This window comes from uncultured Algibacter sp., from assembly GCF_947495675.1.
Classification (GTDB): Bacteria; Bacteroidota; Bacteroidia; order Flavobacteriales; family Flavobacteriaceae; genus Algibacter_B.
In genome coordinates, this window is record NZ_CANLZX010000005.1 from 51,601 (window position 1) to 76,438 (window position 24,838).

General features: G+C 31.5%; 23 protein-coding genes. 8 read left to right on the forward strand and 15 right to left on the reverse strand.

Annotated features, from left to right (window positions below; all coding sequences use genetic code 11):
- Positions 1-31 precede the first annotated feature (31 nt).
- The 5 genes from Q0842_RS05110 to Q0842_RS05130 are packed head-to-tail and all read right to left on the reverse strand — an operon-like array spanning position 32 to position 5,583.
- Positions 32-1,522, reverse strand: coding sequence for a cellulose synthase family protein (locus Q0842_RS05110; RefSeq protein WP_298495053.1), 1,491 nt, complete (start codon positions 1,520-1,522; stop codon positions 32-34).
- A complete protein-coding gene (locus tag Q0842_RS05115) occupies positions 1,522-2,211 on the reverse strand; it encodes a glycosyltransferase family 2 protein (protein WP_298495055.1) in 690 nt (229 codons plus the stop codon). Before Q0842_RS05115 ends, Q0842_RS05110 begins: the two co-directional genes overlap by 1 nt.
- Positions 2,208-2,684, reverse strand: coding sequence for a hypothetical protein (locus Q0842_RS05120; RefSeq protein WP_298495057.1), 477 nt, complete (start codon positions 2,682-2,684; stop codon positions 2,208-2,210). Before Q0842_RS05120 ends, Q0842_RS05115 begins: the two co-directional genes overlap by 4 nt.
- The gene (locus tag Q0842_RS05125) at positions 2,684-4,273 is read right to left on the reverse strand and encodes a 4Fe-4S dicluster domain-containing protein (RefSeq protein WP_298495059.1); all 1,590 of its coding nucleotides are present in this window, start codon (positions 4,271-4,273) and stop codon (positions 2,684-2,686) included. The genes Q0842_RS05120 and Q0842_RS05125 overlap by 1 nt, the downstream gene beginning before the upstream one ends.
- Positions 4,274-4,275: 2 nt before the next feature.
- Complete coding sequence (locus Q0842_RS05130) at positions 4,276-5,583, reverse strand: FAD/NAD(P)-binding oxidoreductase (RefSeq protein ID WP_298495062.1); 1,308 nt, start codon at positions 5,581-5,583, stop codon at positions 4,276-4,278.
- 231 nt (positions 5,584-5,814) lie between these two features.
- Between Q0842_RS05130 and Q0842_RS05135 the strand changes: the two genes are divergently transcribed.
- From Q0842_RS05135 to Q0842_RS05155, 5 genes are read left to right on the forward strand one after another with little or no spacing between them, the layout of a single operon-like run.
- The gene (locus Q0842_RS05135) at positions 5,815-6,528 is read left to right on the forward strand and encodes a DUF547 domain-containing protein (RefSeq protein WP_298495064.1); all 714 of its coding nucleotides are present in this window, start codon (positions 5,815-5,817) and stop codon (positions 6,526-6,528) included.
- A 31-nt stretch (positions 6,529-6,559) separates the two neighbouring features.
- Complete coding sequence (locus Q0842_RS05140; RefSeq protein WP_298495067.1) at positions 6,560-7,426, forward strand: transporter; 867 nt, start codon at positions 6,560-6,562, stop codon at positions 7,424-7,426.
- A 36-nt stretch (positions 7,427-7,462) separates the two neighbouring features.
- On the forward strand, positions 7,463-8,467 hold the full coding sequence (locus Q0842_RS05145) for a glycoside hydrolase (protein WP_298495070.1): 1,005 nt from the start codon (positions 7,463-7,465) through the stop codon (positions 8,465-8,467).
- Positions 8,464-9,189, forward strand: coding sequence for a hypothetical protein (locus Q0842_RS05150; protein WP_298495072.1), 726 nt, complete (start codon positions 8,464-8,466; stop codon positions 9,187-9,189). The genes Q0842_RS05145 and Q0842_RS05150 overlap by 4 nt, the downstream gene beginning before the upstream one ends.
- Positions 9,186-10,445 carry a POTRA domain-containing protein gene (locus Q0842_RS05155; protein ID WP_298495075.1) on the forward strand — a complete coding sequence of 420 codons (1,260 nt, stop codon included), beginning with the start codon at positions 9,186-9,188 and terminating at the stop codon, positions 10,443-10,445. The genes Q0842_RS05150 and Q0842_RS05155 overlap by 4 nt, the downstream gene beginning before the upstream one ends.
- A 7-nt stretch (positions 10,446-10,452) precedes the next feature.
- On the opposite strand, the gene Q0842_RS05160 is transcribed toward Q0842_RS05155, so the two are convergent.
- Positions 10,453-13,905, reverse strand: a complete 3,453-nt coding sequence (locus tag Q0842_RS05160; protein ID WP_298495079.1) for a pyruvate carboxylase — start codon at positions 13,903-13,905, stop codon at positions 10,453-10,455.
- A 173-nt stretch (positions 13,906-14,078) separates the two neighbouring features.
- Here Q0842_RS05160 and Q0842_RS05165 point away from each other — a divergent pair, with 173 nt between their 5' ends.
- Positions 14,079-14,807 (forward strand): metallophosphoesterase family protein, encoded by a 729-nt coding sequence (locus tag Q0842_RS05165; RefSeq protein WP_298495081.1) that lies wholly within the window; start codon positions 14,079-14,081, stop codon positions 14,805-14,807.
- Positions 14,808-14,810: 3 nt separating this feature from the next.
- Here the strand turns inward: Q0842_RS05165 and Q0842_RS05170 are convergent, their stop codons facing one another.
- From Q0842_RS05170 to Q0842_RS05210, 9 genes are all read right to left on the reverse strand, one after another.
- A complete protein-coding gene (locus tag Q0842_RS05170) occupies positions 14,811-15,602 on the reverse strand; it encodes a TIGR04283 family arsenosugar biosynthesis glycosyltransferase (protein ID WP_298495083.1) in 792 nt (263 codons plus the stop codon).
- Positions 15,603-15,608: 6 nt separating this feature from the next.
- Positions 15,609-16,472 (reverse strand): DUF547 domain-containing protein, encoded by an 864-nt coding sequence (locus Q0842_RS05175; RefSeq protein WP_298495087.1) that lies wholly within the window; start codon positions 16,470-16,472, stop codon positions 15,609-15,611.
- 30 nt (positions 16,473-16,502) lie between these two features.
- A complete protein-coding gene (gene arsM, locus Q0842_RS05180) occupies positions 16,503-17,474 on the reverse strand; it encodes an arsenosugar biosynthesis arsenite methyltransferase ArsM (protein WP_298495089.1) in 972 nt (323 codons plus the stop codon).
- A 16-nt stretch (positions 17,475-17,490) separates the two neighbouring features.
- Complete coding sequence (locus Q0842_RS05185) at positions 17,491-18,303, reverse strand: purine-nucleoside phosphorylase (protein ID WP_298495092.1); 813 nt, start codon at positions 18,301-18,303, stop codon at positions 17,491-17,493.
- A complete protein-coding gene (locus tag Q0842_RS05190) occupies positions 18,296-18,925 on the reverse strand; it encodes a TIGR04282 family arsenosugar biosynthesis glycosyltransferase (protein ID WP_298495095.1) in 630 nt (209 codons plus the stop codon). Before Q0842_RS05190 ends, Q0842_RS05185 begins: the two co-directional genes overlap by 8 nt.
- On the reverse strand, positions 18,918-19,412 hold the full coding sequence (locus Q0842_RS05195; RefSeq protein WP_298495097.1) for a rhodanese-like domain-containing protein: 495 nt from the start codon (positions 19,410-19,412) through the stop codon (positions 18,918-18,920). Before Q0842_RS05195 ends, Q0842_RS05190 begins: the two co-directional genes overlap by 8 nt.
- A gap of 10 nt (positions 19,413-19,422) precedes the next feature.
- A complete protein-coding gene (gene arsS, locus Q0842_RS05200) occupies positions 19,423-20,478 on the reverse strand; it encodes an arsenosugar biosynthesis radical SAM (seleno)protein ArsS (RefSeq protein ID WP_298495099.1) in 1,056 nt (351 codons plus the stop codon).
- 143 nt (positions 20,479-20,621) lie between these two features.
- Positions 20,622-20,957: an arsenosugar biosynthesis-associated peroxidase-like protein gene (locus Q0842_RS05205; RefSeq protein ID WP_092847926.1), complete on the reverse strand. Its 336-nt coding sequence runs from the start codon at positions 20,955-20,957 to the stop codon at positions 20,622-20,624.
- Positions 20,958-21,101: 144 nt separating this feature from the next.
- The gene (locus Q0842_RS05210; protein ID WP_298495104.1) at positions 21,102-22,244 is read right to left on the reverse strand and encodes an acyl-CoA dehydrogenase; all 1,143 of its coding nucleotides are present in this window, start codon (positions 22,242-22,244) and stop codon (positions 21,102-21,104) included.
- 138 nt (positions 22,245-22,382) lie between these two features.
- Here Q0842_RS05210 and Q0842_RS05215 point away from each other — a divergent pair, with 138 nt between their 5' ends.
- Positions 22,383-23,441 carry an anhydro-N-acetylmuramic acid kinase gene (locus Q0842_RS05215; RefSeq protein ID WP_298495106.1) on the forward strand — a complete coding sequence of 353 codons (1,059 nt, stop codon included), beginning with the start codon at positions 22,383-22,385 and terminating at the stop codon, positions 23,439-23,441.
- A gap of 159 nt (positions 23,442-23,600) precedes the next feature.
- Entirely contained in the window at positions 23,601-24,827 is a 1,227-nt protein-coding gene (locus Q0842_RS05220) for a Glu/Leu/Phe/Val dehydrogenase dimerization domain-containing protein (protein ID WP_298495109.1), read from the forward strand.
- The last annotated feature ends 11 nt before the right edge of the window (positions 24,828-24,838 follow it).

Here is a 24,838-nt window from a genome sequence, read left to right on the forward strand (position 1 = left end):
GCGACCCTTTTTAGGGTAACGCCCAAATAAGTTAAACCTTTGAAGCTATAGATTTGAAAAACACATAGCCAAAGCCTACAAATAACATAAGATGAAATGGGAAGAGCCCAAAATCGCCACCTTGGTTACCAACAATAAAGGCACTATACATACCAAAACCAAAATAAAGCATAAGAAGCCCTTCGAATATTACATTTACTGATATGTTGCGTTTTATGTATTTGTTATTTTTCCAGTTGTCTTTGTACTTACTGATATTGAATTTTGGTGTACGAACAAATTCAGATTTTTTACCAAAATGCCCTTCTAGAACGGCAATGGAATTGTGTAATGAAAAACCCATGGCTATTGAGAAAAACACAAAAAACATACCGATGTAACGTATAAAGTTTTTAAAGCCACCACCATAAATATTTTTGTACATAAACCAGTAGCATACAAAAAAGATAATGGTACTGATAACGAAGAAACTCATAATATAAAAGTACGGGCGTAAATGTGCGAATTCGTTTTTAATATAAAGCATAGGGATGCTTAAAACACCTACAATTAGTACGTTTAAAAACATGGTACTGTTTAGTAAGTGTAGTAAACCATGTATTTTAGTTTTTGCTGATATGTTTTTGCTTTTAACAACACGCCCAAGCATCTTACGAAAGTTTTCTGCTCCGCCTTTGTTCCATCTAAATTGTTGAGAACGTGCCGCACTAATAACTACTGGTAGCTCTGCAGGTGTTTCTACGTGTTCTAAATATTTAAATTTCCAGTTTTTAAGTTGTGCGCGGTAGCTAAGGTCTAAATCTTCGGTTAAAGTGTCACCTTCCCAATTTCCTGCGTCGATTATACATGCTTTGCGCCACAATCCTGCTGTACCATTAAAATTGATAAAGTGCCCTTTGCTATTTCTGCCAACTTGCTCAAGCGTAAAATGTGCATCTAGTGCAAAGGCTTGAATTTTTGTTAGTATGGAATAGTTGCGGTTTATGTGCCCCCAACGGGTTTGTACAACGCCAATTTTTTTGTCTTTAAAGTAAGGTACTGTGCGTTTTAACCAGTCTTTTTTTGGAAGGAAGTCGGAATCAAAAATGGCAATAATATCGCCTTTTGCAGTTTCTAATCCTTCTTTTAATGCGCCTGCTTTAAAGCCTTTGCGGTCTATTCTAGTTATATGTTTTATGTCTAAGCCAGTTGCTTGTAATTTTTGAATTTGTTTATGTGTGCTTTCAACAGTTTCATCTGTAGAATCATCTAAAACTTGAATTTCTAATTTGTTTTTTGGATAGTCAATTTTAGCAATATTATCTAACAAACGTTCCATAACATACATCTCATTGTATACTGGTAGCTGAATAGTAATATATGGGATTTCGTCTGGGTTTGATAAATCGAGTTTAGGACAATTATCAATTTCTTTTTTAGAAGATAGGTAGTTAAATAACAAGTTAAGTTGCGCTAATGCATACATGAAAATTAGCAAAAGCGAAATGGTGTATATAGTAATAACTATTGTTTCTAAAATCATTATTTAAAACTGTATTTAAAAATCCAACCTAAGATTTTTATGCCTGCAAATATAGCACCTTTTATCGTACCTGAAACTTTTGATACACCTATTCTATTTCTGTAATTTACTGGTACTTCAATGTATGTAAGTTTTTGTTTAAGGGCTTTAAGTTGCATTTCTACGGTCCACCCATAAGTTTTGTCTTGCATATTAAGAGCTAGTAGTTTATGGTATTTAATAGCTCTAAAAGGGCCTAGGTCTGTAAATTTAGCTCCAAAAAATAAGCGCATTAATGTTGTGGCTAGCCAATTGCCAAATATTTGTGGAACCGTCATAGAACCTTTTTCTCGGAGTTCTTTAGTTCGAGCACCAATTACAAAATCAATATCATCATTTATTATTGGCGAGACTAATTTTAATAACTCTTCTGGGTAGTCGCTATAATCACCATCAAGAAAAACAACAATATCTGGTTTTTCTGTTTGGTTAGCTATGTATTGCATGCCTTTTAAACAAGCATATCCATAACCTTTATTTGCTTCTTTTAATACGGTTGCACCTGCTTTTTTTGCATTAACTTCAGTATTATCAGTTGAATTATTACTAACCACAATAATCTCATTAACGATTTTTGGTATGTCTTTAATAACATGCGTTATAGAATCTGCTTCGTTATATGCTGGAATGATGACTTTAATTTTGGTCATTTAAGGTCGCTGAGTTTGTTTTCTCTTTTAAATGCTGCAAAGGTACTCCATTCTTTTAATTTTACACCTGCTTTATATTTTGAAGCTGAAACTAACTTATCATTTTTGTACATTAGGCAATAGCCGTTTTTTTGGTTGTCTTTTAATTGACATTTATGGTTTACTTTTTCAGAAGCATCATAAAATAACCACCAGTTATTTTTTTTATCATTCACAAAGTGCCCTTCTTTTTCCAGTCGACCATTTCTAGTATAAAATTTCCAGTATTTGTTTTTCTTATCTGCTTTAAAGTGTCCTTCTTTTTCTAAATTTCCGTTTTCGTAATAGAATTTCCAGAATTTTGCTTTTTGATTGTTTTCTATCCAACCTTCGGATTTTATATGGCCGTTTTCAAAATATGTTCTTTGGTAGTTTTTATTAGCTATTGTTTTAAATGCAGTAAAAATTACAAAGAGATAAAATAAGTATTTCATTATTTTTTATTTACTAGATCCATTAAATCTACATCATTACCTAATAATATTTCAGTTGGGTTAATACGTCCTTTCATACTATCGTTTTCTAATTTTAATACCCCTCTTGGGCAAACAGCAGAACAAACACCACAACCAACACAGCTAGAACGTACAATGTTTTCTCCTTTTTGAGCATAATGTCTTACGTCAATACCCATTTCGCAACTGTTGGAGCAATTACCGCATGAAATGCATTGTCCGCCATTTGTGGTAATTCTAAATTTTGAAAATAAGCGTTGTTGAAACCCCAGAATTGCAGCCATTGGGCATCCAAAACGACACCATGAGCGGTTCCCTAAAATTGGGTAGAATCCAGTACCTATAACCCCAGAAAATATTGAGCCAATGTACAGGCCGTAAGCAGATCTTAATGTACCTGCTTTTATGTAAAAAATATTTTTGGTAGTACCTGTAAAATGCATGATTAATAATGCAGAAATTACTATAAAGAAAGCAATAGCGCCATATTTAGCATCTTTACCAAGTTCTTTTCTTTTAAATAACATAACACCTGCAAAAACTATGGATAAAAACCCAATTACTAATGCGATAAAAAGACTTCTTGTTAACCAAAAATCATTCTTATCATAGCCTAAATAGGTGTATATCATAGCAACTGTCATGACTACAGAAAATACTAAAACGGTATGGATTAACCAACGTTCTAATTTCCAAGCCGACATTTTTTTAGATGATAATTGCCTAAATGAGTCACCGGCAGTTTCAGCTAAACCGCCACAACCACAAACCCATGAGCAATACCAGCGTTTACCATATTTGTAGGTTAAAATAGGAGTGATTACAAAAATGGAAATTATGCCAAACAATATTAAAGCTAAACCAATGTTTCCGTTTGAAAGAAAGCCTTTAACAGACCATTCGTCAAAAATATAATAATTTAAAGGCCAAATACTTTTTAAATCGTAGTATGGTAAATCATTATTCATTACATACATAAACTCCGGAATTAAAAAGGCAAAACCTAATTGAAAAAACATAACGGAACCTGTTCGTAATTGTTGGTAACGGTTATGTCTATATTTTAAAATAAACTTGTATCCAAAGGCTAAAATGGCAACGGTATATAAAGTTCCGTAAACAAACCATTGGCTTGCAGGTCTTCCACTTAATAGTTTACTTAAAGGGTCAAATAATTTTATTAAACCAGTATTTTCTGTACCATCTGTGCCTAATCCCAAATATTTAGGAAAGAAGTATAAAACGATATAAAATGCTGTGAGTATAACGCCAACAATCCAGCCCCAAACCCCTCTAGAGGAAATAGATTTAAACCAAACACCATCATTTTTTATGCCTTCTAGTTTAGTTAAATAGGCGTCTCTAGAATATATAACAATTCCAACAGATATTAATCCTAAAGCTAAGGTTAAAAACAAGCCTTGGTTTGGGAAATTAGTATTAAAAAGTGCTAGTGTTAAAATGAACAAGCCAATAATTCCTATGGCAAGAGCAATTTTTTGTTTATTTGAAATATCCGTAGCATCTGGTTTAGCTAAAGACATGCTATGATTTATTTTGTTGCTCATGGTTATGCTGTTTGTAATTGTTTGTTGTAAGCAGAAAGAATATCGGCTTCATAATGGCTATAAAATTCAGGGTCGAAATTGGCTTCAGAAAGATGATTCATAACATAATCAACATCACGTTCTTCAGTTAACCATGTGTCAAAACTTTCATGACGCATTCTTATACCAAAAGTATTTATACCTAAAAAATGATTCGTGTCTTTATGATATGCTACGGTAATACATTTAGTGTCATCTTCATGTTTCCAATGAAAGTGCTTTTCGTATTCTGGTCGACCGCGTTCACCAAATACCCATCCATAAGTTTGATATTCAATATCTAAAAATTTAGCAGAGTTAAACCAATGCCCAGGATTATATTGTATTCTATTTCCGCAAATGGTTTGTGCTAAAGTTTCTCCCATCATTCTACCGGTATACCAAACGGCTTCAATAGGTCTGCGTCCATTTATACCTTCGTGTTGTTCTGCGCAATCGCCAATAGCATAAACATCAGGGATGTTAGTTTCTAAATACCGATTTACTTTTACACCTCTACCAGTTTCAATATTAGAATCTTTTATAAAATCAATATTAGGAGATACACCAGCAGTTAAGCCAACCACATTACATGCAATTTCTTCTCCGGTTTCTTGAATAATGATTGATTTTACTTTTCCGTTTTTATCGGATTTAATTTCCTTAAGATTCATACCCAAACGTAAATCGATATGATGATTTTTTATGTGACGATTAATCATTTCGCTTTCACCAGAAGGTAAAACACCATTCCAGAAACTGTCTTCTCTTACTAAAAATGTAACAGGAATACTTCTTGAATTAAGCATTTCAGCTAGTTCGATGCCAATTAATCCTCCACCAACTATTACAGCGCGTTTACAAATCTCTTTACTAGGAGCATGTTTTTCAAGATTTTCTAGATCCTGCTTATGATACATACCCATAACACCATCTAAATCCTGACCTGGCCATCCAAATTTATTGGGTTTGCTACCAGTTGCGATTATAAGTTTATCGTATTTTAAGGAGTCACCTTCAGTAAAATGAAGTTTTTTAGCGTCTGTATCAATATTGTTAACAAATCCTTTTTTTAAATCGATTCGGTTTTTATCCCAGAACCAATTTTCGTATGGTTTTGTGTGCTCAAACTTCATATGTCCCATATACACATACATTAATGCTGTTCGAGAGAAGAAGTATTCCGTTTCAGAAGATACTATAGTGATTTTCTTATCAGACAATTTTCTAATATGTCTAGCTGCAGTTACGCCAGAAATGCCATTACCTATAATTACAATGTGTTCTTCCATAAATTTTGGTTGTTAATTGGTATTAGGTCGAAGCTAAAGATAAGAACTTAAATTAAAGACGTTAATTTAGAATAAGTTTAAATTGGTTATGTTTTGTAAGGATTAACAAAGGAATAAGACCCGAAAAAACTTTTAAGTTTCTTGTAATTACCTAAAGTTTTGTTCGACCTAATGTCAGTTACTTTGCAAAGTTGAATTATATAGAAACAAGTTGAAATCAATTTTTAAAATATGAAAAAACAATTTATAATAATATTTATAGCCATTATATCTTTTGAAGTATACGCACAAGACTTAAATGCATTTTTTAGTCAAACAGATGCGTTTTTAAAAGCTCATGTTTCAAATGGAAGAGTGGCTTATTCAAAAATATACAGCAATCAAGATGAACTTAATAGTGTATTGAAAATAGCAGAGGGTATTTCAGTTTCAAAAACCGATGTGAGTAACTACCAAGCTTTTTGGATTAATGCTTACAATTTATCTGTAATAAAAGGTATTATAGATAACTACCCTACAAACTCACCATTGGATAATGCCGGGTTTTTCGATAAAACAACTTATGGTCTAGGTGGAAAAACAATCACCTTAAATGATATTGAACATAAACTTTTAAGAGGTAATTTTAAAGATGCCAGATTTCATTTTGTATTGGTTTGTGGTGCTGTTGGTTGTCCGCCATTAATTAATCAAGCTTATTTGCCAAATACATTAAACAAGCAATTAGAAAAACAAACTAAAATAGCTTTAAATGGCTCTTTTTTAAGAGTAAATTCAAAAAAGAAACGTGTGCAGGTATCGCAAATTATGGAATGGTATAAGGATGATTTTACCATAAATGGCGAAAGTGAAATCGATTTTATAAATAAGTATAGAACAGAAAAACTAGATAGTAAATATAAATTAAGTTACTTTCCATATGATTGGAATGTAAACAAACAATAAACTAAAAATAACAAACCAAAATAAAGTGAAGATGAAAAAAATAATAGTAATAATAGTATTTACAATTATAACCTATAACGGGTTTTCGCAAGAAGGCGATACAGCCCAAAAAAGTAACATTCAAACCTATACACCTTCTAAATTATTAAAGAAAGGGCAATGGGATATTAAATGGTTTAATAACTTATATACTGAAACACAGAAGCGGGAGAATGGTGTTAAAAGCGATAAAGATCGAGAAACTTATTTTACATCTAGCTTTGATATTTTTACAGGAGTTTCAGAAAACAATAAATTAAATGTTGGTCTTCTTTTTGATATTAGATCAAATGTTATTGGAGATAGAAGTGCGTTTGATGTTTTTTCTTTTGATGGAGAAAAAGGTACTGCACGTTCTGGTTTAACATCTGTGGCTCCAGTAGTTAAATTTAATCCTTTAAAGAGTGTTAGTAATTTTACGGTACAATCTGCATTTCATATTCCTTTAATTAGTGAAGAAACTGATGCTAGTGGCGTATTTTTAGACCAAACAGCTTATACTTTCCAAAACAGATTCTTTTATGATTATACATTACCAAGCGGAAATTGGCAATTATTTACAGAGTTAAATACAGAATATAATTTTGGTGATGATAAGAGTTTTGCAAACAATACTTTTGTTTTGGCACCTGGTGTGTTTATGAGTTATTTTCCTAGTGATAAATCAACCATTTTAGGTTTTGTGCAACACTTTCAACGAATAGGAGATTTTGATCAAGATTTTACAGCTTTAGGATTTGGGGGAAAGTATCAATTAACAAAAACACTTAACTTAGAAGCTTTATATAGTAAATTTGTTAGGGGTGATAATACAGGCTTAGGGCAATCTTTTAATATAGGATTAAGAGCTTTGTTTTAACAGAAAAACATTAAATTAGGTATTCACTATTATGTTATGCAACAATATAAATTTATAATTTTATTATTAATATTAAGCATACAATCATGCGAAACTCAGACCAATAAAATTAATGGTGTGAGTTTTGTTGCGTCTAGAGAATCTGTAAATGAAAGTCATATATACCCTGTTGTAAATGTAAATGCTAATTATGCTGCAATTATGCCTTTTGGGTTTATAGAAAGCTTAGAGCATCCTGAAATATTTCATAATACAGATAGACAATGGTTTGGAGAAACTGCAAAAGGCGCTAAGCAGTATATTGAAGAACTAAGAAAAAAGCATATTAAAATTATGCTGAAACCTCAAATTTGGGTTTGGCATGGAGAGTTTACAGGTTTTATTGAAATGAAGAATGAAACCGATTGGAAAACTCTAGAAACTTCTTATTCTAATTTTATTTTAGAATATGCAGAATTAGCAAATGAAGTAAAAGCTGAAATATTTTGTATTGGCACCGAACTTGAAAAATTTATAGAAAATAGACCTGAGTTTTGGATAAATTTAATTAGAAAAATAAAAACTAAATATAGAGGTAAGTTAACCTATGCTGCTAATTGGGACGAATATAAGCGTACACCTTTTTGGAGTAATTTAGATTTTATAGGAGTAGATGCTTATTTTCCAGTTAGTGATAGCAAAACACCAACCGTTGATGAGTGCTTAAAAGCTTGGAAAACTCATAAACAACTGGTTTATAATACATCTTTAAAACATAGTAAGCCTGTTTTGTTTACTGAATATGGTTATAGAAGTGTTGATTATTCAGGAAAAGCACCTTGGGTTAGTGATAGAAATATAGGGCAAGTTAACCTGGAAGCCCAAACAAATGCAACAAAAGCTTTATTTGAGACTTTTTGGAAAGAAGATTGGTTTGCTGGAGGATTTATATGGAAATGGTTTCATAGTCATGACAAAGTAGGAGGTGAAGATAACGTTATGTTTACGCCTCAAAACAAACCAGCAGAAGCAGTTTTACGTAAACAGTATAGTTCAAAATGAAAAAAATTCAATCTATTGTTTTAATTATTATTGTTTTATTTTCATGCTCAAAAGAGGATGATGTTGAGGAAACGTTAGCAACTTATACAGCGAATAAATCTATTGAAACAGGTGCCGTTATTGCTTGTGCCGCTACAGATGAGCAAACAGGAGAAGTTTTAGCGTTTTATTACCCAAAAGAAGGCGCTACAAATATAAGATATTACGAAACTTTAAATGATTTGGTTGATAGTGCTAATCTTTCAAATTATTCACAAGTTTTAATTCCAAACGAACCCGTTTTTAATGGGCATTTAGGAAAGTTTACTCGAAATATATCAAAACAAAAATGGATTATTATAACTTTTGAGTTGGATGGTGAAATAAAAATATCTAACCCAATTAGAACTAAGCAAATTTCAAAACCAACAGTTTGGAATCAAGAAGTAGATATTAATCAAGATACTTCTGGCATGCCTATATTTTCTTGGACAGATAATGCCTTTGGTGAAAATGCCATTTATTTTCAAGTAGTAACAGATGAGAATAATAGCCTTTTGTCTGGAACTTATACATACCAAAACCATTTTCAATACTATAAATTAAATAATGTAGTTTTAAATGTTACAACTCAAGTTCCTCCAAATTTAGTTGTCAATAATAATTATTTTTTCACCTTAATGGATGTAAGTCTAGATAATTGGGTAAATTTGGTTATTCAAAGACCATTTATTGCTAAATGAAAAAAATATTATATCTCTTTGTTTTTTTTAGTTTTATAACTTCGGGTGTCTTAGCTCAAGAATTATTAGTACACGATTTAAAAATTCAAGGGAATAAAAATTTAAAATCATCATTCATTAAAAGCATATCAAATGTTGAGCCTGGAACTGTTTTAGACACATTGTTGATTGAGCAAGATATTCAACGTATAAAACGATTGCCTTCCGTATCACATGCTTATTATCAAGTCTTTCCTTCTGAAAAGAATCAGTACAATGTGTTTTATAATATAGAAGAAAATTTCACACTCATTCCTTCTGCAAATATTTATACAACCGACGACGATGAGTTTGCTTATAGATTAGGACTCTATGAGTTTAATTTATTTGGAAGAAACATCACTTTTGGTGGATTTTACCAAAAAGATATTTATAGTAGCTACGCCATTAATTTTAGAGCTCCTTATTTATTTTCTAATAAAATAGGTTTGGCTATTAATCATCAAGATTTAACCACACAAGAACCTGTTTTTTTTGATGATGAAACAGCCGATTATAAGTATAGAAATAAATCGTTTGAAATCTTGGGCTTATACGAGTATGATTTTAAAAACCGAATGGAGATCGGGCTAAATTATTTTATTGAAGATTACAGGTTTAAAGGCGATAATGTTAATAATAGACCAGAGTTAAATGTACATAAATGGTTATTAAAAGGTATATATGAGTACAATAAATTAGATTATTATTATCAGTACATTTCAGGTTTTAGAAGTCAGTTAAATTTTCAGTATGTTACTTCTACAAATTATCAGCTTCCAGATTTTTTTATAGGCTGGAATGATTTTTTTATTTTTAAACGTGTAGGCAAAAAAGGGAATTGGGCAAACAGAGTTCGTTTAGGTCTTGCGTCAAACAATGAGACACCTTTTGCCCCTTTTTCAGTTGATAATAATATAAATATTCGTGGTGTTGGAAATACCATTGATAGAGGTACAGGTGTAGTTGTTTTAAATACAGAGTATAGGCAAACGCTTATTGAAAAAGGTTGGTTTGTTTTACAAGGTAATGCGTTTATAGATAGCGGTTCTTGGCGAAATCCAGGTGGTGATTTTGGAGATTTTAGTAAAAATGATAACATAAAAATTTATCCAGGTTTGGGGCTTCGTTTTATTCATAAAAAAATATACAACGCTATTTTTAGAATAGATTTTGGTTATGGCATTACTAAAAACTCTAGTAAAGGTTTTGTGTTTGGAATCGGACAATATTTTTAGAAAAAAATTATTCCAATACAACTACCAAATCTTCAGAATTTACCATAAACCCAGTTTTTAAAACAATTTTCTTTACAGTAGCATCTGTTGTTGCAGTTATGGTGGTTTCCATTTTCATAGCTTCAATGATAAATAAAGGTTGGTTTTTTACTACCTTTTCACCACGCTTCACTAAAATAGTAGATAGCATACCTTGTAATGGTGCGCCTATTTGGTTAACATCCGCCTTATCAGCTTTAGCGTTTTCAACTTTATCAATTTTAATTGATGTGTCTTTTATTTCTACACTTCTACCTTGTCCGTTTACTTTAAAATAAACGGTTACCATCCCATCGTTATTTGCTTTTCCAATAGAATCTAATGTAACCAGTAGTGTTTTACCTTTATCTAATTCAATTATAATTTCTTCTCCTATTTCCATGCCATAAAAGAAATTTTTTGTTGGCAAATTCATTAGGTTGTCATACTTTAAATGCTTGTTATAAGCATCTGTAAATACCTTAGGGTAGAGTTGATAAGATAGAAAGTCTGTGTAATCAATTTTTCTGCTTAAATCATTCTCAAATATTTTTTTGAATGCTTTATATTCTGTATCAATATCTAATGCTGGAATGTGTGCGTTTGGTCTATCTGTGTATGGTTCCTGATTTTTTAAAACGAGTTTTTGAAGTGTTTTTGGAAAGCCTCCTACAGGTTGTCCTAATTCACCTTTAAATAAATCAACAACAGACTGTGGAAAAGAAATAGTGTCTCCACGTTCAATAACATCTTGTATGGTTAAGTTGTTACTTACTAAATATTGTGCCATGTCTCCAACTACTTTAGAGCTTGGAGTTACTTTAATGATATCACCAAAAAGCGTGTTTACTTCACCATACATTTTGGTGATTTCATGAAAACGGTCTTCTAATCCTAAGGCTTGGGCTTGTGGTTTAAGGTTTGAGTATTGTCCGCCAGGAATTTCGTGTTTAAAAACCTCTCCTGAGCCTGCTTTTAATCCAGATTCAAAAGGATAATACAATTCGCGAACAGCTTCCCAGTAATTTGAATATTCGTTTAAAGAGTCTATGTTGATTGTACTAGCTCTATCTTGAAATTTCAACATTTCTACAACCGAGTTAAAGTTGGGTTGCGAAGTTAGCCCTGAGAGACCGCCAAGGGCAACGTCTACAACATCAACACCAGCCTCAATAGCCTTTAAATAAGTTGCAGATTGTATAGATGAGGTGTCGTGTGTATGTAAATGAATTGGAATTTTTAATTCAGATTTTAAAGCAGAAATAAGTTCGAAGGCAGCATACGGTTTAAGTAAGCCAGCCATATCTTTTACACCTAAAATATGTGCGCCAGCACCTTCAATTTCTTTGGCAAGATTTACGTAATAATCTAAATTATATTTCGTGTTTTCAGGATTTAAAATATCGTTAGTGTAACAAATAGACCCTTCAGCTAAACCATTAGTTCTTGTCCGAACATGTTCTATGCATGGGCCAAGAGATTTCATCCAGTTTAGGGAGTCAAAAATCCTAAAAACATCTACGCCATTTTCCCATGATTGTTCTACAAATTCGCCTATTAAATTATCAGAATAGGCTTTATACCCAACACCATTTGAGCCACGAATTAGCATTTGTAAAAGTAAATTAGGCATAGCTTTACGTAGTAATCTAAGGCGTTCCCAAGGGTTTTCTTGTAAAAAACGTAAGCAAACATCAAAAGTAGCACCACCCCAAACTTCCATGCTAAAAATATCTGGATGGTTTTTTGCGTATCCTTCAGCAACTTTTAGCATATCATAAGTACGCATTCTTGTTGCTAATAAACTTTGGTGTGCATCACGCATGGTAGTATCTGTAAAATGAACTTTTTTTTCATTTAATAACCATTGCGAAAATTTTTCGGGTCCTAGCTTAGTTAGTAAGTCTTTAGTGCCCTTAGTATAATTAGTACTCGCATTAAATTTTGGTACTTTTGGTTTAATAAACGTTTTAGTGTGGTCTATTTTCTTTACATCGGGGTTTCCATTTATAATAACATCTCCTATATAAGTTATTAATTTTGTTGCTCTATTTCTCGGCGCTTTAAAAATAAACAAGTCTGGATTAGACTTAATAAAATTTACAGTTACTTTACCTTGTCTAAAAGTATTGTGTTGTAATATGTTATCAAGAAAAGGCATGTTTGTTTTTACACCTCTAATTCTAAATTCTGCTAAAGCACGACGTATTTTTCTGCTGGCACCATCTAAAGTTCTGCCATGTGCAGTTACTTTTACTAACATCGAATCAAAAAATGGTGAAATTTTAGCACCTTGGTAAATGCTGCCTGCATCTAATCTAATTCCAAATCCAGAGGCGCTCCTATAAGCAGAGACAGTTCCGTAATCTGGTTTAAAATCGTTTTGAGGATCTTCAGTAGTGATTCGACATTGTAGAGCGTAACCACTTATTTTTATAGCATCTTGATTTGGAATTTTTATTTGTTCATCAGACAGCTTATATCCACCAGCAATAAATAATTGTGTTTTAATTAAATCAATATTTGTTATAACTTCAGTTACTGTATGTTCTACTTGAACCCTAGGGTTTACTTCAATGAAATAAATAGAATTATCATCGTCTACTAAAAACTCAACTGTGCCTATATTGTTATAGTTTACTGCTTTACATATTTTAATGGCATAGTTGTAAAGAGCTTGTTTTGTGTCATCTTTTAATCCATAAGACGGTGCAAATTCAATTACTTTTTGGTAGCGCCTTTGTACCGAGCAATCACGTTCAAATAAGTGTACCATGTTTCCATGACTATCAGCTACAATTTGAATTTCTATATGCTTTGGGTTTTCTACAAATTTTTCTAAAAATACAGTATCATCTCCAAAAGCATTTAAAGCTTCACGTTTACTTTCGTTAAAAGCACCTTTTAATTCATCTTCTTTTCTAATAACTCGCATGCCTCGGCCACCACCGCCAGAAGCAGCTTTTAGCATTATGGGGTATCCAATTTTTTTAGCCTCCGATATTGCAGTCTTAATATCTTTTAAAGGCTTTTTGTTGCTTAGGATTATTGGGATGTTATTATCAACAGCTACTTGCTTAGCTGTGATTTTATCACCTAAAGATTTTAATACAGATACTTTAGGACCAATAAATATAATGCCATTATTTTCACAAGCTTGGGCAAAATCTGCATTTTCAGATAAAAAGCCGTAACCAGGGTGAATAGCGTCTGCGCCATTTTCTAAGGCAACTTTAATAATTCTATCAATATTTAAATAAGGTTTTAAAGGTTCGTTGTCTTCTCCTATTTGGTAGGATTCATCAGATTTGTATCTGTGTAAAGAATAACGGTCTTCATAAGTGTAAATACCAATAGTTTTTACGTTTATTTCGGTGCAAGCTCTAAATATTCTAATGGCAATTTCTCCACGGTTGGCTACAAGTACTTTTTTTATTTTCAATGTATTTACGGTTTTAATGACTGAAAAATTCTACTAAATATAGTTAAAGTCTTGCTATATTGAGTGCTACATTAATTAAAAAATGGAAAGAACACATATTTAATCAAAAAAATGATGTTGAAATAAATTGTTTTTGATGTATTCTATTATTTTAGCAAACAAAATAATTAAGTATGCGTGTTTTTGCAGTAGGAGATATTCACGGAGGTTTAAAAGCTTTGATTCAAGTTTTAAATAAGGTAGAGATTAAAGATGAAGATACTTTGATTTTTGTTGGGGATTATGTGGATGGTTGGAGTGAGTCGGCCCAAGTTATTAAGTTTTTAATTGAACTTTCTGAAAAAATAAAATGTGTTTTTATAAAAGGTAATCATGATGTTTGGTGTGAAGAATGGTTAAAAAGTGGTGAGGTAAATCCTGTATGGTATATGCATGGAGGTAAAGAAACCATAGAAAGCTATAGTAGTTTTTCTAAACAGGATAAAAAAGCACATTTAGATTTCTTTGAGAATATGCCACTTTATTATTTAGATGAAGAAAATAGGTTGTTTCTGCATGCTGGTTTTACTTCCATGCATGGTGTTAGTAAAGAGGTTTTTGAAACGACTTTATACTTTGATAGGACACTTTGGGAAATGGCTTTAACTATGGATAAAAACATTGAAAAAGATTCTCCAATTTATCCTAATAGATTAAAGCATTATAGAGAAATTTATATTGGGCACACCCCAACAATAAATTTTAATTGTAGTACACCAATGAATGCTGTAAACGTTTGGAATATTGATACAGGTGCTGCCTTTACAGGTAAGTTGTCTGTTGTTAATGTTGATACTAAGGATGTGTATCAAAGTGATAATTTGCCTGCTTTATATCCAAATGAAAAGGGTAGGAATAAATAAACTCTAACTAATATTATTCTTGTAATAATTATACAATTCGTTGGCATTGGCACCAAACCATTTTTTTATATAAATATTTAAATAGAAATATTGTAGTTTCCAAACGCCATGTTTTCTAAACATTCTGGCAGATGTTTTTAATGTTTTATTTATTACTACAAATTCTTTTCTGGCATACAACTCGTTAATTAAAATGTTGTCTTCGTAAATGAGATAGTTCTCATCAAAACCACCAATATCATTAAAAAGTGTTTTTGTTATAAATTGACTTTGGTCACCACCACGACAAACACGCCAATTAAATTTGGTTAGCCAACCAGTTAGTTTTAACCACCAATGGTTACTGTTAAATTGCATTTTAAAACATCCTGCATTATTGTTTTTTTTAACTTTATTTATAATAAATTGGTCGAAATTTTTAGGAGGTAAAGAGTCTGCATGCAAAAAATAAAGGATATTACCTGTTGATGATTTAACACCAGAATTCATTTGTTTGGCACGTCCTTTTTCAGAATTTAAAAGGATGATTTTTGTTTTGTTTGTTTCTGTTGAAATTAATTTATTTTTTAATGAATTACTGTCAATATAGTTAAATGCTTTTATGTTTTTAATTGAGTTTATTTTAGAAAATGCTTCAACAATATTTCTAGTGTTATCAGCACTTCCTCCATCAACAACTATGATTTCTGAAATTAATTTTGAAGATGAAAAAAGAAGTAAGTGTTCTAGTAATTTAGCAATATATTTTTCTTCATTTAAAGTAGGGATGATTATGGATATTTGATGTTTTATCATTTGTGTTTATTCATTCAAATCCCAGTTGTAATCTTTGAAACTTGTTTTTGCTTTTTCAGAAATTTCTACAGAAGAGTATGTGATTAAGAAATCAATTAAATTACCATTTTGTTTAAAATCTTTTGAGAACCATTGAAATATTTTTGACAACTTTATATCGTTTTTAGATATTTCATTTCTATTTGAATCGCTTAAAAATTCTTTAGTCGCCTTTGTTAATTGGTTGTTTAAGTGATGAGACGTAAAAGCAATATTATTCAGTTTTGGGCAGGAGTATGATGCACAAACAATAGCAAAATGAATTCTTGGTTCATTCATTTTTCTTAATATATCATGCTCGATTTCATTTAGGTTATACCATTTATTGCCAAGTTTCCAAAAACGCTTGTCCCAAGGTTTTTTAATGTCTTTAATGCTTTTTAATGGGTAATAACGTAAAATTAAATCTATAGTCATAGCGTTATAGGCATTTATCCAATACGCTAATTTTTCGTTATTTGTCCAATTATTAGTTGGCATAATTTCCCCTAAATGAGAAATGTACTTTTGTAAAAGTATTTGTTCCTTTTTAAAACTTTTATAATTAACTAAGCCTTCATTGGTAACATATTTTTTTAAAAGTTTAGTAAAACTATCATGGTTAGGTTTTTTTATCGTGTCTTTTATTGGTTTGAATTCATAATCAATAACTAAAGAATCACTTTTTTTTATTTCTGTATCAATAGTTGTTACTTTTTCTGAAATAGTATCTTTTGTTTTAGTAACAATTTTAGATATATTGGTTTTTTGTGGAGTACTATTTGTAGCATTCTTTGTACTCGAACAGGCATAAAAAAAACAAATTATAAAAATGAAACTAAAGTATTTCATAAAAAAAGTAATCAATAAATTGATATTTATTTAACAACAACCTCCACCATCGTAATGGTAAGTAGATTCGCTAATAAAAATATCATCTCTGCCTAAAGCAGCTATATCTCCAGCGGTTTTGTCGCAAATGGCAATAGGTTGGTTTTTAAGTAACACGTGTCCTTTTTTGTCATCAAAATAATCTTCATTACCAAAATAAATGGCCGCTTTTCCGGTAAATATACATGGACCATCTTCTGGCATTGGGTCTTTAATGGCAGCAACCTCAATGGATTCTATATAAATTAGTTCGTCTGTTGGGTAATTTTTTGGGTCTAAAATTCGGTAAGGTTTTCTAGCACGAATTTCAATAGTACCAAAACCAGCATCAGTTAAAGCTTTTACGTAATCTTTAATTGGTAAACTACCACTAAGGCATAATGCTCGCAATCTTTCATCATTACGTAAAGTGTCATTCATATCTTGTTCGCAAGTAGGATCACTCATAACTAATCTGCCATGTGGTTTTAATACACGATACATTTCTTCAATGGCTTTCTTTAAATCATCTGCTTTAAAAATATTAAACAAACAATTTTGAGCAGCAACGTCAATACTATTATCTTCAACTGGTAAATTCATGGCATCTCCTTTTTTAAGATCAACAAATTCACTTTTAAACCAGTCATTTTCAGCTTCAGCTTCAATAAAGTTTTTTCTAGAAGCTTCTAGCATTTCATCAACAACATCAATACCTATTACACCATTTTTTTGACGGTTAAAATAAGCGAATTGTAATAATTCCATACCGCCACCAACTCCAACATATAACATTTTGGGATTGTTTGTTAAATCGCGAGCATGTACTGTTGAGCCACAACCGTAGTTCATCTCTTGCATGATTTTTGGTATTTTTAAACCCGGTAATTCCCAAATTGGGTTTGTGGTGCAACATAAGCCAACATCTGGAGTTAAGGCTGCTTCTTTATATACGTCGTGGGTTGTTTCTAAATATGTGCTCATGCTATTAAATAGTGTGTTATAATGTGCTAATTAATTCTTTAAATAAGGTAACCATTTCTGGTTCTGCTTTGCCTGCCATGGCAATAATTTCTGAAATATCAACAGGTGCTAAGTTGTCTGGGTCGCATTCATCTGTTAAAACAGATACAGCGGCTGCTTTTAAGTTTAAATGATTTGCCACTATAATTTCTGGTACTGTGCTCATTCCAACAGCATCGGCACCTAATATTTTTAACATACGGTACTCTGCTCTGGTTTCTAATTGTGGACCAAAAACACTTGCATAAACACCTTCATGTAACTTAATGTTATTAGCTTTTGCAATAGCTTTAAATTTTGTGTTAATTTCGGTGTTATAAGGAGCACTCATATCAGCAAAACGTTCGCCAAGTTTTTCAACTCCTTTAAAAGCTAAGGGCGAACTTCCTTGAAGATTTAAATGGTCTTCAATAAGCATTAATTCTCCTTTTTTGAAATTAAGGTTTATAGCTCCAGCGGCATTGGAAACTAGTAATGTATGGATACCAAGTTTTTCCATAATACGAACAGGGTAAGTTACATCTTGTAGTGAATAATCTTCATAAAGATGAAAACGCCCTTGCATTATAATAACTTTTTTACCAGCCAAGGTGCCATAAATAAGTTTACCTTTATGAAATTCTACAGTAGCTGTTGGGAAATTAGGTATATGGTTGTAACTAACTTCTTTTATTATGTTTACATCGTTAATAAGTTGACCTAGACCCGTGCCTAGAATAATACCAATTTCAGGATTTTCAAAACCTTTGTCTTTTAAATAATCAACTGTTTCTTCTATTAATTTAATCATGTAATTGTTTAATTTTTTCTTGTAATTTTATATTAGTTTGATAAAATTTTGAAGCTATTAAATCTTCATAAGTATCAATGTCATTTAAAGTATCTAAAGTAGTAAATGTAACGCAGTTTTCTTTTAATTCTTTAAGGGTTTCTTTTAATAATTGCGTTTCACTCCATGGCTTATTATCAAACACAAAATTGTGCATTTTTGATAAGCCTATTAAGTAATAACCACCGTCTTCTGCTGGTCCAAAAACAACTTCGTTTTGTGTTAAAGCTTCTAATCCTTTATTGATGTGTTTAGCTGTAATGTCTGGTAAGTCTGAACCTATTAAAACGATTCGTTTATAGCCATCTTCAAAACCTGTTTTAAAGGCGTTTTTCATGCGTTCACCTAAATCTAGTCCTTGCTGCGTTGTTTTAAAATCTTGCTTCCATTTTGAGTTTACAACAGCATTAGAAAAATAAATGCGTTTATCAACTAAAACATTATTAGTGGCTTTTTCGGTTACATTAACAAGCTCGCTATAAACTTCAAAAGCACCTTGGTTGCCAATGGTTTTTGCAAGTCGAGTTTTTACTTTTCCTAGTTTTATGTTTTTTACAAAAACTATAACTAATTCTTTACTCATAAACTTTAACACCTTTTTTTAGCCATTTACTCCATGTTTTTGAAAATGTATGAATGGAATCTGTTGCTTTTTCTTGTGAATTTAAAACCTCCAAATCGTTATTCTTCCATTCAAAAATGCCACCATATAAATTAAATACATTGGTGTATCCTGCCTTTTTTAACTTTTCGGCTATATCCTCAGACCTTATTCCTAAAGAGCAATACACTACTATTTTTGAACTTTTATTGGGTAATTTGGGTTTAACAGAATCAAGATTAAAAGAGTCATAGCCAACGCAAATAGCATTTTCTAGATGGCTGGTTTTAAATTCTTTTAATTCTCTTGAATCTAATAAAATAACATCCTCTTTTTCATTTTGAAGTGTTTCAATAGAAATATAAGGAATACTCTCTGTATTTTGCTGTTTTAATAATTTTGATAGCTTTTTTTGTGAAAAGCTTGAGAATGAAACCCCTATGAATATGAGTAAAAAAATATTTTTCATGTATTTATTTTTAAGCAACACTACCTTGACAGCTACTTCCTGCGCCTGCGGTACAGCCATAGCAATGTTGCGAAATTACAATGTTTCGTCCTACTAATAGTTCTTCGTTGTATTCTGATATATGTTTTACTTTACTGTTAACTGGTAATTTTAACATTTGATTAAAATCGCAATCAAATAAATAACCATCCCAACTTATGGAAATTGTGTTTGTACACATAACGTTTTTAACAGCAGTTGGGTTGTAAGCTTCTACAAGTGAATACATGTAGTCTTCGTAGTTTTCTGAAGCTATCAAATAATCTAAAAAACGTGAGATTGGTAAATTAGTTATAGCAAATAAATTATGAAATTGAATATCAAAATCTTCTAATAAAGCTTTTTTAAAATCTTTTTCCATAGCAGCTTGGTCGCTAGGTAAAAAAGCACCCGAAGGGTTGTAAACTAAATCTAATTTTAGATTACTGTTTGGCATACCATAGCCAATAGCGTTTAATTCTTGTAATGCTTTAATTGAAGCATCAAAAACACCATTTCCACGTTGTTTATCAGTTTTACCTCTTGTCCAATGTGGCATAGAACTTACTACGTGGACATTATGTTTTTTAAAAAATTCTGGTAAATCATAAAATTTCTTATTTGCTCTAATAATTGTTAAATTAGAGCGTACAATAAAATCTTTAATGCCAGCTTTAGCTGCTTCTTCAACAAACCAACGAAAATCTGGATTCATTTCTGGTGCGCCTCCTGTTAAATCTAAAGTATGTGCTTCTGTATTTTTTATGACTTCTAAACATTGTAACATAGTGTCTCGTGTCATTATTTCTTTACGATCTGGACCTGCATCTACATGACAATGGTCGCAAACTTGATTACACATGTAGCCAACATTTATTTGTAGGATTTCAAGTTTTTTTGCTTTAAGTGGAAATTGGTTGGTTTCGGAAATTTTATTTTTAAAAGTTGGTAATTCTCCGTTTTGAAAAATACCATTCGATAATATTTCTAATTGCCTATTACTATTTGCTAAATTACTTTCGCGTTTTTGTAGGGACTTTGTTGCCATTAATTATATTTTACTTCTTAACGTTTTTGAACTTAAACATTGGGTAGGGAATTATTTAATTGGGTACATAAGTAACACCACAAATACAATTACTATCGAGTGCTTATGTAGTAAAATTATACCTTATGTTTATAACAATAATACTAACCGTCTAACTTATTTACTTTATTCATCATTTGCACGCCATGAACTAAAGTTGCACCGCTTTTAATAGCTGCGCCAACGTGTATGGCTTCCATCATTTCTTCTTTGGTTACACCGCGTTGTAAGCCATCTTTTGTGTAAGCATCTATACAATAAGGGCATTGCTCTGTATGAGCCACGGCTAATGCGATTAGTGATTTTTCGCGGGCAGTTAGTGCGCCATCTTCGAATACTTTACCATAATATTCAAAAAATTTATTGCCTAATTCTTCATTCCATTCGGTAATTTTACCAAATTTTCTGAGATCTGCGGGGTCATAATATGTTTTGCTCATAAAATATTTTTGTCTAAAGATAGAAATCTAATTTATTAAGTCGAAAGCTTTAACGCAACTTAACAAAAATCGCCAAAAAATATATAAAATATATCAATTGGCGATTTTTTAAAAGTAGGTATAGTTTATGGAGAAACTATGCGGTTATTCTTTAATTAAACTTCTAGAAATAACTATTTTTTGTATTTCTGATGTGCCTTCGTATATCTGAGTAATTTTTGCATCACGCATTAATCGTTCTACGTGGTATTCTTTAACAAAACCATTACCACCATGAATTTGAACAGCTTCTACAGTATGTTCCATAGCCACTTTTGATGCATAAAGTTTTGCCATAGCGCTAGACTTATCATAGTTATTGCCTTGGTCCTTATCCCAGGCGGCTTTCATAACCATCATACGTGCAGCCTCAATATCTGTATACATGTCTGCTAATTTAAAAGCAATAGCTTGATGGTTGCAGATTTCTGTTCCAAATGCTTTACGTTCTTTAGAGTATTTAAGTGCTAATTCATATGCACCACTTGCAATACCAAGAGCTTGGGCTGCTATACCAATACGACCGCCAGAAAGGGTTTTCATGGCAAATCTGAATCCAGAACCATTTACACCAATTCTGTTTTCTTTTGGTACCTTAACATCGTTAAATTGAAGTGTGTGCGTATCGCTTCCTCGTATTCCTAGTTTGTCTTCTTTTGGTCCAATATCAAAACCTTTCATGCCTTTTTCAACAATAAATGCATTGATTCCATGTGAGCCTTTATCTCTATCTGTTTGTGCTATAACTATATAAATATCTGCTCGTCCACCATTTGTAATCCAGTTTTTTGTACCATTTATAATATAGTGGTCTCCTTTATCAATAGCTGTTGTTCGTTGTGATGTGGCATCACTACCAGCTTCAGGTTCACTTAAGCAAAAAGCGCCAACAGACTCTCCTGTAGCTAATTTTGTTAAATATTTTTGTTTTTGCTCTTCAGATCCGTAGGATTCTAAACCATAACAAACTAGCGAATTATTTACAGAAACTATTACAGAGGCAGAAGCATCAATTTTCGATAATTCTTCCATGATAAGCACATAAGATATAGCATCCATTCCGCTACCTCCATATTTTGGATCAACCATAATACCTAAAAAACCCAGATCCCCCATTTTTTTAACAAGCTCTTGAGGAAATTCTTGTTTGTTATCCCGCTCAATCACTCCAGGAAGTAATTCTGTTCTAGCAAAATCGCGAGCAGCATCTCTAATCATTATGTGTTCTTCTGAAAGACTAAAATTCATATTTCGTAATTAAATTGTTCTTTTTTGTGAATAATGTTTACAAATATAGCTTTTAAATGTGAATTCTTAAAAAACAATGATTTAATTTCAGTTAATTATTGTTTTTATATTTATACAAGATGATTACTTTTACTTCTTATGGATAAAAATGAGTATTTTGTTATTGGTGTTATGTCTGGCACTTCTTTAGATGGAATAGACTTAGTTTATGCCAAGTTTTTTTACAATAAAAATTGGAGTTTTAAGATATTAAATGCTGAAACAATTGAATATCCTTTTTATTGGTTCGAAAAGCTTAAGGGGTTAATTAATAATTCTATAGATGAATTAAAAACAATAGATGTTGAGTATACTAAACATGTAGGAGATGTAATTAAATGTTTTATAGAAAAATATAAAATCAAAAACATTGATGCCGTTTGTTCTCATGGTCATACAGCATTACATCAGCCAGAAAAAGGTTTGACATATCAAATAGGTAATATGCCTTTTTTAGCTAAAATATTGCATCAAACAATTGTGTGCGATTTTAGAGTTCAAGATGTTAAACTTGGTGGGCAAGGAGCACCTTTAGTTCCTATTGGGGATAAATTGTTGTTCCCTGAATATGAATATTGTTTGAATTTAGGAGGGTTTGCAAATATTTCTATGACTTTAAACGATAAACGCATAGCTTATGATGTATGCCCAGTTAATATAGTACTTAATAAATATGCAAAACAGTTAGGTTTTAATTATGATGCAGGCGGAGAAATTGCAGCATCAGGTAAAAGTATAATGGCATTAAGTAGTATGTTAGATAGCTTAGAGTTTTACCAACAAAAACCACCAAAATCTTTAGGGTTGGAGTGGGTAAATAAAAATATATTTCCATTTATAGAGACTTTAAAGTTAAATGAAAAGGATGTGCTAAAAACATTTTCAGACCATATAGCCAAGCAAATAGCAAGTGTAATAAAAGAAAACTCGAAAGTTTTAGTTACAGGCGGCGGTGCTTATAATTCATATGTTATTTCAAAAATTAAATCGAATGTAAAGTCAGAAATTATAATTCCAGACAATAATCTAGTAGAATTTAAAGAAGCGCTCATATTTGGTTTTTTAGGCATATTAAGACTTAGAAATGAAGTTAATTGTTTGAAAAGCGTAACAGGCGCTTTAAAAAATCATAGTTCAGGTAAGATTTATTATCCATAAAAATAATTAAAAATTAATCTTAATGGGTTTATAGTTTTTTATATTTGTTAGATTAATAATTAAAATATTTTCAATATGACTCAATTATAACTTCGCTTAGACTTACCATCGTAAAAGCTATTATAAAGTTATATATACATGATTCAATAAGAAAATAGAATGAAAGAATTATTAAAAAAATTTGAAAATAAAACACCTGAAATAATCTTTAATTGGAGAGATTCTGAAACAGAAGCAGAAGGGTGGGTCGTTATCAATTCACTTCGTGGCGGAGCTGCAGGAGGAGGAACAAGGATGCGTAAAGGACTTGATATGAATGAAGTTTTATCTTTAGCAAAAACTATGGAAATCAAATTTACCGTTTCTGGTCCCGCTATTGGTGGTGCAAAATCTGGAATTAATTTTGATCCTAATGACCCAAGAAAAAAAGGCGTTTTAGAAAGATGGTATGCTGTTGTTTCTCCATTGTTAAAAAGTTATTATGGTACCGGTGGAGATTTAAATGTTGATGAAATTCATGAGGTTATTCCTATTACTGAAGCGAGTGGTGTTTGGCATCCGCAAGAAGGAGTGTTCAATGGGCATTTTAAACCAACTGAAGCCGATAAAATAAACAGAATTGGTCAACTACGACAAGGGGTTATAAAAGTTATTGAAAACCCAGATTATTCGCCCAATGTTTCTAAAAAATATACAATTGCCGATATGATTACAGGTTTTGGAGTAGCCGAAGCTGTTAAGCAATATTACAATATATATGGAGGTTCAGTTAAAGGTAAAAGAGCTGTGGTTCAAGGGTTTGGAAATGTAGGGGCAGCTGCGGCATTTTATTTGTCTCAAATGGGTGCTAAAATAGTTGGAATTATAGATATTGCAGGAGGCTTAATAAACGAAAAAGGATTTACATTTAATGATATAAATCATTTTTTTCTTGCGAAGAAGGGTAATACCTTAGCAGCTGATAATTTAATCCCTTTTGAAGAAATTAATAAAAAAATATGGGCATTAAAAACCGAGATTTTTGCACCTTGTGCAGCCTCGCGACTTATAACTATTCATCAAATTGACGAAATGATTGATAGTGGTTTAGAAGTTATTTCATGTGGTGCTAATGTACCTTTTGCTGACAAAGAAATTTTCTTTGGGCCAATTATGGAACACACCGATTACAAGGTGAGTTTAATTCCAGACTTTATTTCAAACTGTGGAATGGCACGTGTTTTTGCATATTTTATGGAACGCAAAGTGCAAATGACTGATGAGGCTATATTTAACGACACATCAAATAGAATAAAAGAAGCAATAGAAAAAATTTACAATAAAAATAAATCTAAAACAGGAATTAGTGCAACCGCATTTGAAATAGCACTTAAACAACTTATTTAACTAATTAAACT

Bases quoted from the DNA above. Each gene is read 5' to 3' on its own strand.
- Q0842_RS05110 (WP_298495053.1), bottom strand. From the start codon at position 1,522: ATGATTTTAGAAACAATAGTTATTACTATATACACCATTTCGCTTTTG.
- Q0842_RS05150 (WP_298495072.1), top strand. From the start codon at position 8,464: ATGAAAAAAATTCAATCTATTGTTTTAATTATTATTGTTTTATTTTCA.
- Q0842_RS05185 (WP_298495092.1), bottom strand. From the start codon at position 18,303: ATGATTAAATTAATAGAAGAAACAGTTGATTATTTAAAAGACAAAGGT.
- Q0842_RS05140 (WP_298495067.1), top strand. From the start codon at position 6,560: ATGAAAAAAATAATAGTAATAATAGTATTTACAATTATAACCTATAAC.
- Q0842_RS05115 (WP_298495055.1), bottom strand. From the start codon at position 2,211: ATGACCAAAATTAAAGTCATCATTCCAGCATATAACGAAGCAGATTCT.
- Q0842_RS05210 (WP_298495104.1), bottom strand. From the start codon at position 22,244: ATGAATTTTAGTCTTTCAGAAGAACACATAATGATTAGAGATGCTGCT.
- Q0842_RS05125 (WP_298495059.1), bottom strand. From the start codon at position 4,273: ATGAGCAACAAAATAAATCATAGCATGTCTTTAGCTAAACCAGATGCT.
- Q0842_RS05195 (WP_298495097.1), bottom strand. From the start codon at position 19,412: ATGAAAAATATTTTTTTACTCATATTCATAGGGGTTTCATTCTCAAGC.
- Q0842_RS05135 (WP_298495064.1), top strand. From the start codon at position 5,815: ATGAAAAAACAATTTATAATAATATTTATAGCCATTATATCTTTTGAA.
- Q0842_RS05170 (WP_298495083.1), bottom strand. From the start codon at position 15,602: ATGATAAAACATCAAATATCCATAATCATCCCTACTTTAAATGAAGAA.
- arsM (WP_298495089.1), bottom strand. From the start codon at position 17,474: ATGAGCACATATTTAGAAACAACCCACGACGTATATAAAGAAGCAGCC.
- Q0842_RS05205 (WP_092847926.1), bottom strand. From the start codon at position 20,957: ATGAGCAAAACATATTATGACCCCGCAGATCTCAGAAAATTTGGTAAA.
- Q0842_RS05190 (WP_298495095.1), bottom strand. From the start codon at position 18,925: ATGAGTAAAGAATTAGTTATAGTTTTTGTAAAAAACATAAAACTAGGA.
- Q0842_RS05175 (WP_298495087.1), bottom strand. From the start codon at position 16,472: ATGAAATACTTTAGTTTCATTTTTATAATTTGTTTTTTTTATGCCTGT.
- Q0842_RS05120 (WP_298495057.1), bottom strand. From the start codon at position 2,684: ATGAAATACTTATTTTATCTCTTTGTAATTTTTACTGCATTTAAAACA.
- arsS (WP_298495099.1), bottom strand. From the start codon at position 20,478: ATGGCAACAAAGTCCCTACAAAAACGCGAAAGTAATTTAGCAAATAGT.
- Q0842_RS05130 (WP_298495062.1), bottom strand. From the start codon at position 5,583: ATGGAAGAACACATTGTAATTATAGGTAATGGCATTTCTGGCGTAACT.
- Q0842_RS05220 (WP_298495109.1), top strand. From the start codon at position 23,601: ATGAAAGAATTATTAAAAAAATTTGAAAATAAAACACCTGAAATAATC.
- Q0842_RS05165 (WP_298495081.1), top strand. From the start codon at position 14,079: ATGCGTGTTTTTGCAGTAGGAGATATTCACGGAGGTTTAAAAGCTTTG.
- Q0842_RS05145 (WP_298495070.1), top strand. From the start codon at position 7,463: ATGCAACAATATAAATTTATAATTTTATTATTAATATTAAGCATACAA.
- Q0842_RS05155 (WP_298495075.1), top strand. From the start codon at position 9,186: ATGAAAAAAATATTATATCTCTTTGTTTTTTTTAGTTTTATAACTTCG.
- Q0842_RS05215 (WP_298495106.1), top strand. From the start codon at position 22,383: ATGGATAAAAATGAGTATTTTGTTATTGGTGTTATGTCTGGCACTTCT.